Raw genomic sequence first — 13,197 nt, forward strand, 5'->3', positions numbered from 1 at the left:
AAAGCATCATGACCTCGATCGATTCAGTCGGCTTGAAAAGAATGTTCGATGAGATCGCGGCGGCGATCGACGCCGACAAGGACAGGCTCTGCCAACTCGACGGCGTCATCGGCGACGCCGACCATGGCATCGCCATGGCACTAGGCTTCAGTGCTGCGCGCGATGCACTAGCGCAACTCGACCTCGCGGCGACCGAGCCGACGGCGCTGCTCAACACTGCGGCGAAATCCTTCCTCAACGCGGTCGGCGCCTCGTCAGGCCCGCTCTATGCGACCGCCTTCATGCGCGGTGCCGCCGCCGTCAAAGGCAAGGCAATTCTGGAGGACGCTGACATCATCGCCATGCTCCGGGCGATGGCGCAAGGCATCCAGGATCGCGGCAAGGCCGAGCTCGGCGAAAAGACCATGGTCGACGCCTGGCTGCCGGCGGCGCAAGCAGCGGGTGCCGCGCAGGAAGCCGGCAAGAGCCTGTCCGAGAGCCTGGAGGCTGCACTTGCAGCGGCCGAACGAGGTGCCGAGGCGACCAAGGACATGATCGCCGCCAAGGGCCGCTCATCGCGGCTCGGCGAGCGCTCGCTCGGGCATATGGACCCCGGCGCCGCGTCGGCCGTGACGATCATCAGGGCGATGCGGAACAGTCTGGCTTAGCCCCGCTTCGCCGCGTCGAGCCTGTCGATGGCCTGGACATTGCCGGCCGATGGTCCCTTCTCATCGAATTCCGATGCGAGCCAGGCGTCGACGATCGACTTGGCCAGTTCCGGGCCGATGACGCGCGCGCCCATGGTGATGATCTGGGCGTTGTTGGATTTCGCGGCGCGCTCTGCCGAATAGGTGTCGTGGGTGAGTGCGGCGCGAATGCCGGGCACCTTGTTGGCGGATATGGATACGCCGATGCCGGTGCCGCAAAACAGGATGCCGCGATCGTTTTCGCCGTCCAGGATGGTCTGCGCGAGCTTCTGTGACAGGTCGGCATAGTAGCCCGACTGGCTGAGGTCGCTAACCGTGAGGCCGGGCTTGGTAGCGAGGTGAGCGGCAATGACGTCGAGCAGCGGCTTGCCGGCGCTATCAGCTCCAATGGCAATTTTCATGTTCCGTTTCCTTCCTGTTTGATGATTCAGATCGCCGCCGAGGCGCGCTTGAGGATGTCGACATAGCCGTCCGCCTGCCAGGCCGAGCGGCCGATGAACAAGCCGTCGATGTTGGGCTGGCCGACCAGTTCGGCGGCATTTTGCGGATTGACGCTGCCGCCATAAAGCACCGGCGGCACCATCGGCAGCAGGTCGCGTGCGATTTTCTTGATTAGCGCCTGCTGCCTGTCGGCATAGTCCGAACTGGCCGGCACGCCCTTGTCGCCGATCGCCCAGACGGGCTCATAGGCAAACAGGATCGTCGCCGCCTTCGCCGCGCCTTCGAGAAACTGCAGCGCGCCGTGCACCTGCAAGGCCAGCACCGCAGCGGCCTGCCCGCTGTCGCGTTGAGCCAAGGTCTCGCCGACGCAGATGAGTGGCACGAGACCGTGCTTCACCGCCGCCGCAGTCTTCAGCCCGACAGCCTTGTCGGTCTCGCCGAAATGCTCGCGCCGTTCGCTGTGGCCGAGCTCGACCATGTCGAGCCCGCAGTCTTTCAGCATGACCGGCGAGATCTCGCCGGTCCAGGCGCCGGCGTCGGTCCAATGCATGTTCTGCGCGCCGACCTTGATGCGCGTCGGCGACAGCGCTTTCTTGACCTCGCGGATCGCCGTGAAGGGCGGGATGACGAAAGGCTGGATGCGCTCGTCGAAACCGGGGACGAACTCCGCCAGCGCCTCGGCGAAAGCCATCGCCTCGGCGAGCGTCTTGTTCATTTTCCAGCTGGTGCCGACCCAATAAACCATGCGTGCCCTCCTATTCTGCGATCACTGTCAGCGAAACGCCGGCACCATCCAGCGCGGCGCGCATCTGCGGCTGCGGCTCGCGGCCGGTGAAGACCGTGTCAAAGGCCTTGAGATCTGTCAGGAAGTGCAAGGCAGTGCGGCCGAATTTCCCATGATCGACCAGCAGATATTTGCGCGCTGCTGCGGCCATCATCAGCCGTTTGGTCTGGACCACTTCCTGATCCTGGTGAAAGGCAGAGGCACCATGGATGGCCGATGACGACAGGAACGCGACATCGGCGCGCAATGATTTCAGCGTGTCCTCGGCGAGCAGGCCGAAGAAGCCGTGAAATTTCTTGTTGTATTGGCCGCCGAGCGCAATCAGGTTGATGCCGGCAACGCCCGCCAAATCCTGGATGACAGCCAGATTGTTCGAGATCACCGTCAGCGGACGCAGATCGGCAAGATGCCGAGCAACGCCGCCCGCGGTTGAGCCGTCGTCGATGATCACCGTCTGACCCGGTTCGATCATCGTCACGGCAGCGGCGGCGATGCGCTTCTTTTCGTCGCCGGCCAGCCGCTGGCGGTAGCGGAAATCGCTCTCGAAAAGGCTGCTCGGCTGGATCGAGGCGCCGCCGCGCACCTTGCGCAGGAAGCCGCTTTCCTCGAGCTCGTCGAGGTCGCGGTGGACAGTCATCTTTGACACGCCGAAGCGTGAGGCAAGATCGTCGACACTGGCGGTGCCGATGTCCATCAGAAAATCCATGATGCCTTGCCGACGGCCGTCGCTCTTCATTTCCGCGGCTTCCTCGTGCAATCCGGTTCCGAGATATAACAGCAAACGTCGCACAAGCCACCAAATTTTTTGTGATAATGTTATATCTCCATGGGATATCATGACGCTTCTGCTCGCGTCCTGTAACAAGAATTGCTGCCGGCCGAGCGCCCAGCGGTTGCGGTGCCGCGGAAATCCGGCCAGAAGCATCAGGGGCTCGACGACAACCGAACGGCCCGCAAACACTGGCTCGAAACCGGATACGGGAGACTACTGAGTGGCTCGCATCACACTGAGACAATTGCTCGATCATGCCGCCGAATACGGCTACGGCGTGCCTGCCTTCAACATGAACAATATGGAACAGGGCCTCGCCATCATGGAGGCAGCCGAGGAGACCAAATCGCCGGTTATCCTGCAGGCGAGCCGCGGCGCGCGAGCCTACGCCAACGATGTGGTGCTGGCCAAGCTGATCGACGCGCTGGTCGAAATCCATCCCGATATCCCGGTCTGCATGCATCTCGACCATGGCAACAACGAAGCGACCTGCGTCACCGCGATCCAGCACGGCTTCACCTCCGTGATGATGGACGGATCGCTGAGGGAAGACGGCAAGACGCCGGCCGACTACGCCTATAATTCCGGCATCACCCGCCGCGTCGTCGACATGGCGCATTGGGGCGGCGTCTCGGTGGAAGGCGAGATCGGCGTCCTTGGATCGCTTGAGATGGGCGGCGGCGAGCAGGAAGACGGCCATGGCGTCGAGGGCGTCATCAGCCACGACCAGCTGCTGACCGACCCGGTGCAGGCCGAACAATTCGTGCGCGACACCCGTGTCGATGCGCTGGCCGTCGCCATGGGCACCAGCCACGGCGCCTACAAGTTCAGCCGCAAGCCGGACGGCGCTGTGCTGGCCATGAACGTCATCGAGGAAATCCACCGCCGTCTGCCGAGCATGCATCTCGTCATGCACGGCTCGTCCTCGGTGCCAGAGGAGTTGCAGGAGATCATCAACAAATATGGCGGCCAGATGAAGCCGACATGGGGCGTGCCGGTCGAAGAGATCCAGCGCGGCATCAAGCACGGGGTGCGCAAGATCAATATCGATACCGACAACCGCATGGCGCTGACCGGCGCAATCCGCAAGGTGCTGACCGAGAACCCGAGCGAATTCGATCCGCGCAAATATCTGACGCCGGCAATGGCCGCGATGCGGAAGCTGTGCAAGGAGCGCTTCGAGCAGTTCGGCACCGCCGGCAACGCACCGAAGATCAAGCCGCTGCCGCTGTCGGAAATGGCCAAGCGCTACAAGTCCGGAAGCCTCGATCCGAAATTTGGCTGACGTATTCCGGTTCTGAGCAGGAGCTGCCTCAGCTCCTGCTCATCCGATCATGCTCGCGGCAAGAGATCGGCCCTGCCGGTCTCGATAAATGGTGCCCAGTAGTCGACCGACTCGCGGATCATGGCGATGACCTCGTGGTCGACGGGCTCGCGCTCGCGGAACGACAATTCCAGGCAGATCTCGTTGTCGACGCCGCCGCCGCGACGCACTGTCTGAAGGAGCTTTTCCGGCGTGATACGGCCGTCGTTGTTGTAGGTCGCAGTGAACGGCCAATGGCCGCCCTTGTTCATCGACGACTGCTTGACGTGGATGATCGGCGATTGCCTGGGAAAGGCTTCGGCCCAGGCATAAGGGTCGGTGTCCGCCGGATTGCTCGAGGTCACGTCGCCATGGTCGATGTCGACCATCATCTTGAGCGGGACGGCCATGCCGGCCGCTTCGATCTCGCGCTGCAGTGCCCGGCAGCTTTCGATCGTATGGCCGAATTCGCGGCCGACCGACATCGGCTCCCAGAACAGGTAGGTCAAGCCGGCTGCTTTGGCATGCTCGGCGACCTCGCGCCAGCATTCCAGCGCGATGTCGAAAAGCCGCGCGCGACGTTCAGGATTGTCGTAATCCCGGTGGGTGAAGATCGCGAATTGCGTGCCCATGCCCGCGGCGCCGAGCTCGGCCGAAACTTCTGAAAAGGTCTTGAACCAGTCGACGTAGTAGCGCCGCACGTCGGCATCGGGATGGCCGAAATGATTGAGCCGGCCGTAAGGGCCGGTCATCGCGGAGGTCACGCGCACACCGGTGCGGTTGAGCGCGGAGCGGAACAGGCGGACGAATTTGGCGATCGTCGCCGCCGGCCAGCCGGGATTGACGAATTCATGGGTGAGTTGGACGTCCCTGATACCGATCTGATAGGCGATCGCGTCGATCAGGTCGTCCGGCTCCGCAAAGCGGTTGACCAGCGGATTGGTGTTGAGCGAAAGCGTAAAGGCCATCAGCCGGCCTTTGCCAGCCGGCTCGAGCACCAGTCCTCGAAGGCGGTTCTTTCCGCGGCGGACAGATGCAGGCCGTGCTTGGTGCGCCTTTCGAGAATATCGGCGGCGGTCTCGGCCCATTCATGCTCGAACAGGTAATTGGCTTCGCGCTCGAAAAAATCCTTGCCGAAGCGCCGGCCCAGTTCGGCGAGCGAGGTGGCCGCGCCGACCAGATCGCGCGTCCTTGTGCCGTAGAGCCTGCCGTAATGCTTGACCAGCGATGCCGGCATCCAGGGAAATTCATGGCCGAGGTCGCCCAGAAACTGCTCGAAATCGGCATTGGCGATATCGCCGCCCGGCAGGTGCCCTTTCGAGGTCCACGGCTTGCCCATTTTCGGAAAGAACGGGGCGATACGGTCGAGCGCGTGCTCGGCCAATTTGCGGAAGGTGGTGATCTTGCCGCCGAAGACCGAAAGCAGCGGCGCCTGCCCAGCCGGTGCGTCGAGTTCGAATATGTAATCGCGGGTCACCGCGCTCGGATTGTCGGCATTGTCGTCATAGAGCGGCCTGACGCCGGAAAACGAGTAGACGACGTCGCTTCGTGCGAGCTGGCGCTTGAAGTAGCGATTGACTGCCTTGATCAGGTAATCGATCTCGCTCGCATCGGCGGTCACGTCCTCCGGCCGCCCGTCATAGGGAATGTCAGTGGTGCCGATCAGCGCCAGATCGTTCTGATAGGGATTGATGAAGATCACCCGCTTGTCGCTGTTCTGAACGAGATAGGCCTGCCGCCCTTCCCAGAATTTTGGCACGACGATGTGGCTGCCCTTGACCAGGCGCACGTTGCGCCTGGAATTCTGGCCGGCGACGCGGTTGATGACGTCGTCGACCCAGGGTCCGGCGGCGTTGATCAGCGCCCGTGCCCGGACTGTGGTCCTGACGCCGGTTCGACCGTCGCGCATCTCGATCGACCACAGGCCGTTTTCGCGACGGGCGGCTATGCAGGCGGTGCGGGTGAATATCCTGGCTCCGCGCTCAGCGGCGTCGAGCGCGTCGATGACGACCAGGCGAGCGTCATCGACCCAGCAGTCAGAATATTCGAAGCCGCGCTTGAAGGCGTCCTTGATCGGCGCGCCTTCGGGCGCGGTGCGCAGGTCGAGCGTACGCGTGGCCGGCAGCCGCTTGCGGCCGCCAAGATGGTCGTAGAGGAACAGGCCGAGCCGGACCAGCCAGGCCGGCCGGTCATCGGGGCTGTGCGGCAGCACGAAGCGCATCGGCCAGATGATGTGCGGCGCGGATTCGAGCAGCACCTCGCGTTCGATCAGCGCCTCCCGCACCAAGCGGAACTCGTAATATTCGAGATAGCGCAAACCGCCATGAACGAGCTTTCCCGATCGCGAACTGGTGCCCTCGGCGAGATCGTCTTTTTCGCAAAGAATGACCGACAGCCCCCGGCCTGCCGCATCGCGCGCGATACCGGCGCCATTGACGCCGCCGCCGATGACGAAGAGGTCGACGATTTCGGTTTCACCGCTCATCTCGCTCTATGCCCTGTCGTCAGCATGGATTGACCGGAGGCAGACCGGCGATGAAGCGGCGCACTTCCTCGGCCGCCTGCTCGGCCGCGTAGGTCACGGTGCGTACCGACGCGCCGGCGATATGCGGCGTCAGCGTCACGTTCGGCAGTTGCAACAGCGGCCAGTCGGCAGGCACTGGCTCGACGGCGAACGTCTCCAGCATAGCACTGCCGATGTGTCCCGAGACGAGCGCCTCGTAGAGCGCATCGTAGTCGACCAGCGGTCCGCGCGCGGTATTGACGAAGATCACGCCGGGCTTCATCCGGGCGATGGCGTCCTTGCCGATCAGGCCGCGCGTCTCCTCGGTGACCCGGGAATGCAGCGTGACCACATCGGAGCGCGATAGGAGATCGTCCAGCGCAACCAGTTCGACCCCGGCATTGCGGTCCTCGGCGTTCAATTGCACATAGGGATCGCAGACCAGGATGCGGCAGCCGAAGGCGCGCAGCAGCCGTACCAGCCTGGTGCCGATATTGCCGTAGCCGATGACGCCGACGGTCATTTCGTTGAGCTCGCGGCCGGTACGGTCGGCGCGGTAGAGATCGCCGCGCCACTCGCCCTTGCGCAAGGCTTCGTGGCCGACGCGGATCAGCCGCGTTTCGGCGAGAATGGCGCCGATGGTGAACTCGGCTACGGCGCTGGCATTGCGGCCGGGCACATTGACAACGGTAATGCCGTGGGCCTTGGCGGCGGCCATGTCGATGTTGATCGGTCCGCCGCGCGAGACCGCAACCAGCTTGAGCGTGGGCAGGCGCTGCATCATGCTTTCGGAGAGCGGCGCAAGCTGGGTGACGAAGATTTCGGCGTCGCCGATGAAATCCACCACCTCGTCGGGATCGCCGAAATACTCCTTGACCTTGTCCAGACCAAGCGCGGCATTGCCGAATTGCATCGGCTCGTCGGGCCAAGCGGTCTCAATGCTGCGGATGTCGAGATTGTCGCCGCAGGCCGCCTCGATTTTCTCGCGAAACACTTCCGGAAGCATGAAGCGGTCGCCGATGATCGCAATTTTCTTGGGCATGCTCTTCTCAATTCACGTCGGTTTGCCTGGACGCGGCCATCGAGCGCCAGACCGGCCGCAGCGCCTCATGCGCCAATGTGTAGGACGGAGCCATCGCCTCATAGGCAGCGGCAAGTTTCCGATCGCTGGGTTCGGCCGTACGGAGCAAAGGCGTGACCCATTCGCTGACGCAATCGTCCATCGATGCGTATTGGCCGACGCAGACCGCAGCAATCATTGCGGCGCCCGCAGCACCGGCCTCCTCGCGTTCGCTGGTGCGAATGTCGGCTCCGACCGCAGCACCCAGGATCTTGCGCAGAGCCGGGCTCCTGGCCGCTCCGCCGGTCAGGCGGATTTCCTTGGGCAGTGGCCCCATGGCGGCGTAGCAATCGCGTGCCGCGAAAGCCAGCCCCTCGAACACCGCGCGGACCATGTCGGCATAGCCGTGCCTGGACGAAATGCCGATGAAGCCGGCCCTGGCATTGGCATCGACGAACGGCCCGCGCTCGCCGGCCTCCGAGACATAGGGCTGGTAGAGCAGCGAGCCTGGCTCGGACGACGATATCCACTGGTCGACCAGCGCGATCATCTCGCCATTGGTCCGCGTAATACCTTGCGAGGCGAGAATGCCGGAGGCGAGGCCAAGGACCCAGTCGATATTGAGCGTTGCCGCCATGTTCGACTGCATCTGCGCAAAGACGCCGGGTGCCGGCATCGTCATCGTGTAGCCGGTTGCAGCCTCGTTGAGCAGAACCTCGTCCGGCGTTTCGGCAAGCCGCATATGCATTCCGGTGGAGCCGATGATCGAGCATCCCGGCTTGCGTTCGCGATCGAACAGGCCGGCGCCGAGCGCCGTGCAGGCGACATCGACATAGGCCAGAACGACCGGTGTGCCGGCGAGCAGGCCAGTCGCATCGGCTGCTGCCACCGACAGCGAGGTGCTTTGCCTGGTGCCATCGACGATGGGCGGCAACAGATGCCGGAGATCGGTGACGCCGAGTACCTCGAGCACATCATCGCAATAGCCGCGCGTGCGGAAGTCGCCGAAGGTGAAGGTGCCCTCGGACGGGTCGGTGGCGCGGTGGCCGGTCAACTTGAAATAGAGCCAGTCCTTGCAGTGGAACGCCGTCGCTGCATTGGCAAGCATCGCGGGCATGTGGCGCTTCATGAACACGAACTGCGATCCCTGCTGGCAGGCAGCGAGCCCGCTGCCGGTCTTTTCGAAGCGCAGCCGGTCCTCCGGCCGCGCGCGGATCTCCTCGACGACCGCGGCAGCGCGCGCGTCGAGCCACAGCCAGCCCTTGGCAACCGGCTCGCCATCCTTGTCGATCAGCCAGGTACCGTCGCCCTGCCCGGTCACGGCGATGGCAATGGTCCGGCTGGCGAGATCCGGCACCTTATCGGCAAGCTCGCGCAAGGTCGTCGCGGTATCGGCCCAGGTGCGTGTCAGGTCCTGCTCGGCGCCGCCGCCCGGCAGTGTCTCGTATTTATTGGGCAGCGCGGCGGACGCGATCTGCCTGCCCGCCGTGTCGAAGGCGACGGATTTTATGACAGACGTGCCGGCGTCGATGCCGATCAGCACATCCTGCATCAAGCAAGCTCCGTGCCGTGCGAAATGGCATTGCCGCTCGCCTGATCGAAGACGTGAAGGTTTTTCGGATCGATGCTGATCTTGATCGGCGCGCCAAGCTCCAAGCGGGTTCGGTCATGTTCGACCAGGACCAGCGAACCGCCGGCGAAATCGGCGGCGATATGGGTCTGGTCGCCGAGCCATTGATTGGCCGAAACCGTCGCCGGCACACCATCCTTCGAGCGGCGGACCGCATAGGGCCTGACGCCGATGACGACGCGCTGCCGGTTGAGCAATTCGTCGCGAACCGGGCCGCTGAACGCATCCTTGTCGTAGTCGAGCGAAAGCCCGTCGGGCAGCTTGAGACTGATCTTGCCGGCAGCCGTGCCGACATAGGCCTCGAAGACATTCATCGGCGGCTCGCCAACGAAGGTGCCGGTGAACAGGTTTGCCGGCCGCTCCTTGAGCCTGTCAGGCGTATCGAACTGCTGCAGCACGCCGCCCTCCATGACGGCGATGCGGTCGGCCAGCGCATTGGCCTCGGTCTGGTCGTGGGTGACCAGGATCGCGGTCAGGCCGCGCTCCTTGATGAAATGCTTGATGCGGCCGCGCAGCACGGCGCGAAGCTGCGGCTCGAGCTGGCCCATCGGCTCGTCCAGCAGATGCAGGTCGGCCTCGCGGATCAGCGCCCGGCCGAGGCTGGCGCGCTGCTGCTGGCCACCGGAGATCGAGCTCGGATAGCGCTCGAGAATGTCCTCGATCTCAAGCAACTTGGCGATATTGGCAACCTTTGCATCGACCGCACTCTTCGCCAGCCTGGCAGCCTTGAGGGCGAAGGCCATGTTCTCGCGCACGGTCAGCGGCGGATAGAGCGAATAGCCCTCGAAGGCCATCGCGACGTTGCGCTTGACCGGAGGCAGCATGTGCACTTTGCGGCCGGCAACCGAGATGCTACCGCGCGAGACCTCTTCGAAGCCTGCGATCATGCGCAACGTCGACGTCTTGCCGCAGCCGGACGAGCCGAGCAGCGCCACGATCTCGCCCTTGGCGATTTCCATCGTCAGGTTCTTGACGGCGTGCACGCCGCGATCAATCGGGCCGTAGAACTTGTCGACGCCCGAAACGGTGATTGCGCTCGGGCTCATGCCGCTTCTCCACTGCGCAAATTGACGACGTTTTTCGAGCCGATGCGCTCGCCGCTTGTGCGATCGAACAGCAGGGCGCTTTTGCTGTCGACGGCGATGTAGACCTTGCCCTCGGATTGGCCCGGTGTCCCGGACGGACGCGAAACCAGGATTTCACGGCCGCGCACGGTGCGCACCAGCGTGACGATCTTCTCGTTGAGCGGCGTCTCGGCCTCGACCGTCACCGGGATGGCGCCGGGCGTGCGTTCATCGACAAACGCCAGCGCCTCCGGCCGCAGCCCGATCACGCAGTCGCGGCCGACCGCCGCCTCATGCGCGCCGGCAAGATGGACCTGGACGTTGGACAGGCCGACATAGATGCCCTTGGCGTCCCGCGCCGGCTTGACGTCCAGAAGGTTGATGGTCGGGTCGCCGAACAGCCGGGCAATCTCGACGTTGGCCGGCTCGCGATAGATCTGCTCGGGCGTGCCGAGCTGTTTGACGACGCCCTGCGACATCACCGCGATGCGGTCGCCGAGCGCCATCGCTTCCTTGTAGTCCTGGGTGACATAGATGACGGTCGCGCCACGATCCGCCAGCAGTCTTGGCAATTCCAGCCGCATTTCGAAGCGCAATTTGGCATCGACGTTGCGCAAGGGATCATCGAGCAGCAGCAGCGGCGGCGAGCCGACCAGGGCGCGGGCAAGTGCGGTGCGTTGCTTCTGGCCGTTGGACAGCGCCCGTGGCTTGTGGCTGAGCACATGGCCGATTTTCAACAGCTTGGCGACGCTCTCGACGCCGGTCTTTATCGTGCCTTGCGATGAGTGCTTCGCCTGCAGCGGCGTCGCAATGTTATCGAACGCCGTCATATGCGGGAACAGCGCGAAGTTCTGAAATGCCATGCCGACGCCGCGGAACTCGGCGTCGAGATCGGTCATGTCCTCGCCGCCGATGAGTATCTTTCCCTCGTCGGGGTCGATGACGCCGGCCACCAGCCGCAGCAGCACGGTCTTGCCGGCGCCGGACGGCCCGAACAGGACCAGCGTTTCGCCGTCGGCGACGGTCAGCGACAGATTGTCGAGAACAGTCTGGCTTTTATAGCGCTTGACGATGTTTCGCAGTTCGAGGCTTGCCATCGGACTATCCTTTCACCGCGCCAAGCGACAGGCCTTCGACGAGATAGCGTTGCGCATAGAGCGCGAGCGCCAGCGTTGGCGTGATCGACAGCACGATCGCCGCCGAGATCTGGCCGTACTGGATGCCCGAGGAGGTGATGAAGGCGAGCGCGCCGACCGTCACCGGCTGCTTGTCGGCCGAGGCGAGCACCAGCGCAAAAACGAAATTGTTCCAGGCAAAGATGAAGGCGAGCAGACCGGCAGCGGCAATGCCTGGGCCGGCGAGCGGCAGCGCGATCTTGCGGAAGGTGGCAAACCAGGAATGTCCGGCAATGCGGTAGGCGTATTCGATGTCGGCGGGAATGTCCTCGAAATAGCCGCGCACGATCCACAGGATCAACGGCAGGCAGATCAGCTGATAGACCCAGATCAGCCCGATATAGGTGTTGGCCAGCCCGAGCTTCTGGAAATAGAGGGTGAGCGGCAGGAGCACCAGCAGCGCCGGCGCAAACCGGAACGACAGCAGCGTAAAGGCAATGTCCTCCGAGCCGCGGAATTTGTGCCGCGCAAAGGCGTAGGCCGCCGGAACGCCGAGCAGCAACGCGACGGCAACCGAGGTGACCGACAGGAAGACGGAATTCCAGAGGTTGCGCATGAAGGCGATATCGAGCGTGCCGGCCGCCGTCATCAGCTTGCCGGTGATCAAGGCAGTGTAGTTGGCGAGCGTCGGCTCGAAGACAAGCTGCGGCGGAATCCGCAGGATTGTCTCGTTGGTCTGGAACGACATCATCAGGATCCAGACGATCGGGAACATGAAGAAGATCACGACCAGCGCCAGGGCAATGCCGCGCAGGATGCGTTCGAGAAGCGAGGTGTGTTCCACGCCAGCCTCCTATGCCTGGCCGCGGGCGCGTTCGCGCAGCCGCAGCCAGTTCTTGATGAAAATGTTCGAGAGGAAATAGGTGATCGCCCACAGGATGATCATCAGTGCCGCCGAGCGGCCGACATTGGTCGACTGGAAGAAATTGAGATAGGCCTCGACCTGGAACACGGTCAGCGTGTCGCCCGGACCGCCCTGCGTCATGGCGTAGATGATGTCGAACTGCTGGATGGAATCAAGCAGGCGGAACAGGGTCGCCGTCAGGATGTAGGGGGTCAGCATCGGCAGTGTGATGCGGAAGAAGACGAAGCTGCGTGGCACGCCGTCGAGTGCTGCCGCCTCGAAGGGCTGCGTCGGCAGGCTGCGCAGGCCTGCAAGCAGCAGGATCATGATGAAGGGCGTGTAGACCCAAATGTCGACGAGCACGACGGTGAGCAGCGCCGTCGACGGAGACGAGGCCCAGCGGAAATCCTGCAACCCGATCAGGCTGGCGAGATAGCTGAGCACGCCGAAACCGGGATTGGTCATCAGCTTCCACATCAGCGCGGCGAGCGCCGGCGCCGTCATCAGCGGCATCAGCAGCATGATCGAGATGAAGTTGTTCAGCGTCGAGCGCTTCTGCAGCAGCATGGCGATGCCGAGACCGAGAAGCAGCTCGAGCACGACGGTGATGCCGGCGTAGAGCAGCGACACCTGCAACGTGTTCCAGAACTTCGGATCGGTGAAGAAAGAGATATAGTTGTCGCCCCAGTTGAACTGCCGCGCCCAGGGTTGGCTCAACCGGTAGCGCTGGAACGAATAGACCACCGACGTCAGGAACGGGATCAGGATGCCGATGCAGACCAGCAGGGCCGGCAGGCTGAGGAGATAGGGCAGCACCCGCTTGCTGATCCTGAAGCCCGACGGCCTGTTTCTTTGTATTGTCGCCGCAGTCATCGGCTGCTCCGTCATCCTGTTGCTTCGCCGTCCCGGCCGCCCAAGGGAGCAAGGCGGCCGGT

Annotated in this window: 13 protein-coding genes; 2 read left to right on the forward strand and 11 right to left on the reverse strand. The window is 63.5% G+C overall.

Annotated features, from left to right (window positions below; genetic code table 11):
- The first annotated feature begins 8 nt into the window (after positions 1 to 8).
- A complete protein-coding gene (gene dhaL, locus X773_RS50525; RefSeq protein WP_023676014.1) occupies positions 9 to 647 on the forward strand; it encodes a dihydroxyacetone kinase subunit DhaL in 639 nt (212 codons plus the stop codon).
- Here the strand turns inward: dhaL and X773_RS50530 are convergent.
- Genes X773_RS50530 through X773_RS50540 form a run of 3 tightly spaced genes read right to left on the reverse strand, consistent with a single transcriptional unit; the run spans position 644 to position 2,647 of the window.
- On the reverse strand, positions 644 to 1,087 hold the full coding sequence (locus tag X773_RS50530; RefSeq protein WP_023676015.1) for an RpiB/LacA/LacB family sugar-phosphate isomerase: 444 nt from the start codon (positions 1,085 to 1,087) through the stop codon (positions 644 to 646). The two genes, dhaL and X773_RS50530, sit on opposite strands and share 4 nt — an antisense overlap.
- 26 nt (positions 1,088 to 1,113) lie before the next feature.
- Positions 1,114 to 1,872, reverse strand: a complete 759-nt coding sequence (locus tag X773_RS50535; protein WP_023676016.1) for a triose-phosphate isomerase — start codon at positions 1,870 to 1,872, stop codon at positions 1,114 to 1,116.
- 10 nt (positions 1,873 to 1,882) lie between these two features.
- Entirely contained in the window at positions 1,883 to 2,647 is a 765-nt protein-coding gene (locus tag X773_RS50540; RefSeq protein WP_023676017.1) for a DeoR/GlpR family DNA-binding transcription regulator, read from the reverse strand.
- A gap of 256 nt (positions 2,648 to 2,903) precedes the next feature.
- On the opposite strand from X773_RS50540, the gene fba reads away from it, so the two are divergent.
- Positions 2,904 to 3,968: a class II fructose-bisphosphate aldolase gene (fba, locus tag X773_RS50545; RefSeq protein ID WP_023676018.1), complete on the forward strand. Its 1,065-nt coding sequence runs from the start codon at positions 2,904 to 2,906 to the stop codon at positions 3,966 to 3,968.
- A gap of 47 nt (positions 3,969 to 4,015) precedes the next feature.
- On the opposite strand, the gene X773_RS50550 is transcribed toward fba, so the two are convergent.
- The 8 genes from X773_RS50550 to X773_RS50585 are packed head-to-tail and all read right to left on the reverse strand — an operon-like array spanning position 4,016 to position 13,135.
- Positions 4,016 to 4,954, reverse strand: coding sequence for a TIM barrel protein (locus X773_RS50550; protein WP_023676019.1), 939 nt, complete (start codon positions 4,952 to 4,954; stop codon positions 4,016 to 4,018).
- Positions 4,954 to 6,471, reverse strand: a complete 1,518-nt coding sequence (locus X773_RS50555) for a glycerol-3-phosphate dehydrogenase (RefSeq protein WP_023676020.1) — start codon at positions 6,469 to 6,471, stop codon at positions 4,954 to 4,956. The genes X773_RS50550 and X773_RS50555 overlap by 1 nt, the downstream gene beginning before the upstream one ends.
- Positions 6,472 to 6,490: 19 nt before the next feature.
- On the reverse strand, positions 6,491 to 7,531 hold the full coding sequence (locus tag X773_RS50560) for a 2-hydroxyacid dehydrogenase (RefSeq protein ID WP_023676021.1): 1,041 nt from the start codon (positions 7,529 to 7,531) through the stop codon (positions 6,491 to 6,493).
- A gap of 7 nt (positions 7,532 to 7,538) precedes the next feature.
- Positions 7,539 to 9,101 (reverse strand): FGGY-family carbohydrate kinase, encoded by a 1,563-nt coding sequence (locus X773_RS50565; protein WP_023676022.1) that lies wholly within the window; start codon positions 9,099 to 9,101, stop codon positions 7,539 to 7,541.
- Positions 9,101 to 10,225 carry an ABC transporter ATP-binding protein gene (locus tag X773_RS50570; protein ID WP_023676023.1) on the reverse strand — a complete coding sequence of 375 codons (1,125 nt, stop codon included), beginning with the start codon at positions 10,223 to 10,225 and terminating at the stop codon, positions 9,101 to 9,103. The genes X773_RS50565 and X773_RS50570 overlap by 1 nt, the downstream gene beginning before the upstream one ends.
- Positions 10,222 to 11,340 carry an ABC transporter ATP-binding protein gene (locus X773_RS50575; protein WP_023676024.1) on the reverse strand — a complete coding sequence of 373 codons (1,119 nt, stop codon included), beginning with the start codon at positions 11,338 to 11,340 and terminating at the stop codon, positions 10,222 to 10,224. Before X773_RS50575 ends, X773_RS50570 begins: the two co-directional genes overlap by 4 nt.
- 4 nt (positions 11,341 to 11,344) lie before the next feature.
- The gene (locus X773_RS50580) at positions 11,345 to 12,202 is read right to left on the reverse strand and encodes a carbohydrate ABC transporter permease (protein ID WP_023676025.1); all 858 of its coding nucleotides are present in this window, start codon (positions 12,200 to 12,202) and stop codon (positions 11,345 to 11,347) included.
- A gap of 9 nt (positions 12,203 to 12,211) precedes the next feature.
- On the reverse strand, positions 12,212 to 13,135 hold the full coding sequence (locus tag X773_RS50585; RefSeq protein WP_023676026.1) for a sugar ABC transporter permease: 924 nt from the start codon (positions 13,133 to 13,135) through the stop codon (positions 12,212 to 12,214).
- Positions 13,136 to 13,197 lie beyond the last annotated feature (62 nt).

Origin of the sequence: Mesorhizobium sp. LSJC280B00 (genome assembly GCF_000502835.1) — a bacterium.
Taxonomy (GTDB): domain Bacteria; phylum Pseudomonadota; class Alphaproteobacteria; order Rhizobiales; family Rhizobiaceae; genus Mesorhizobium.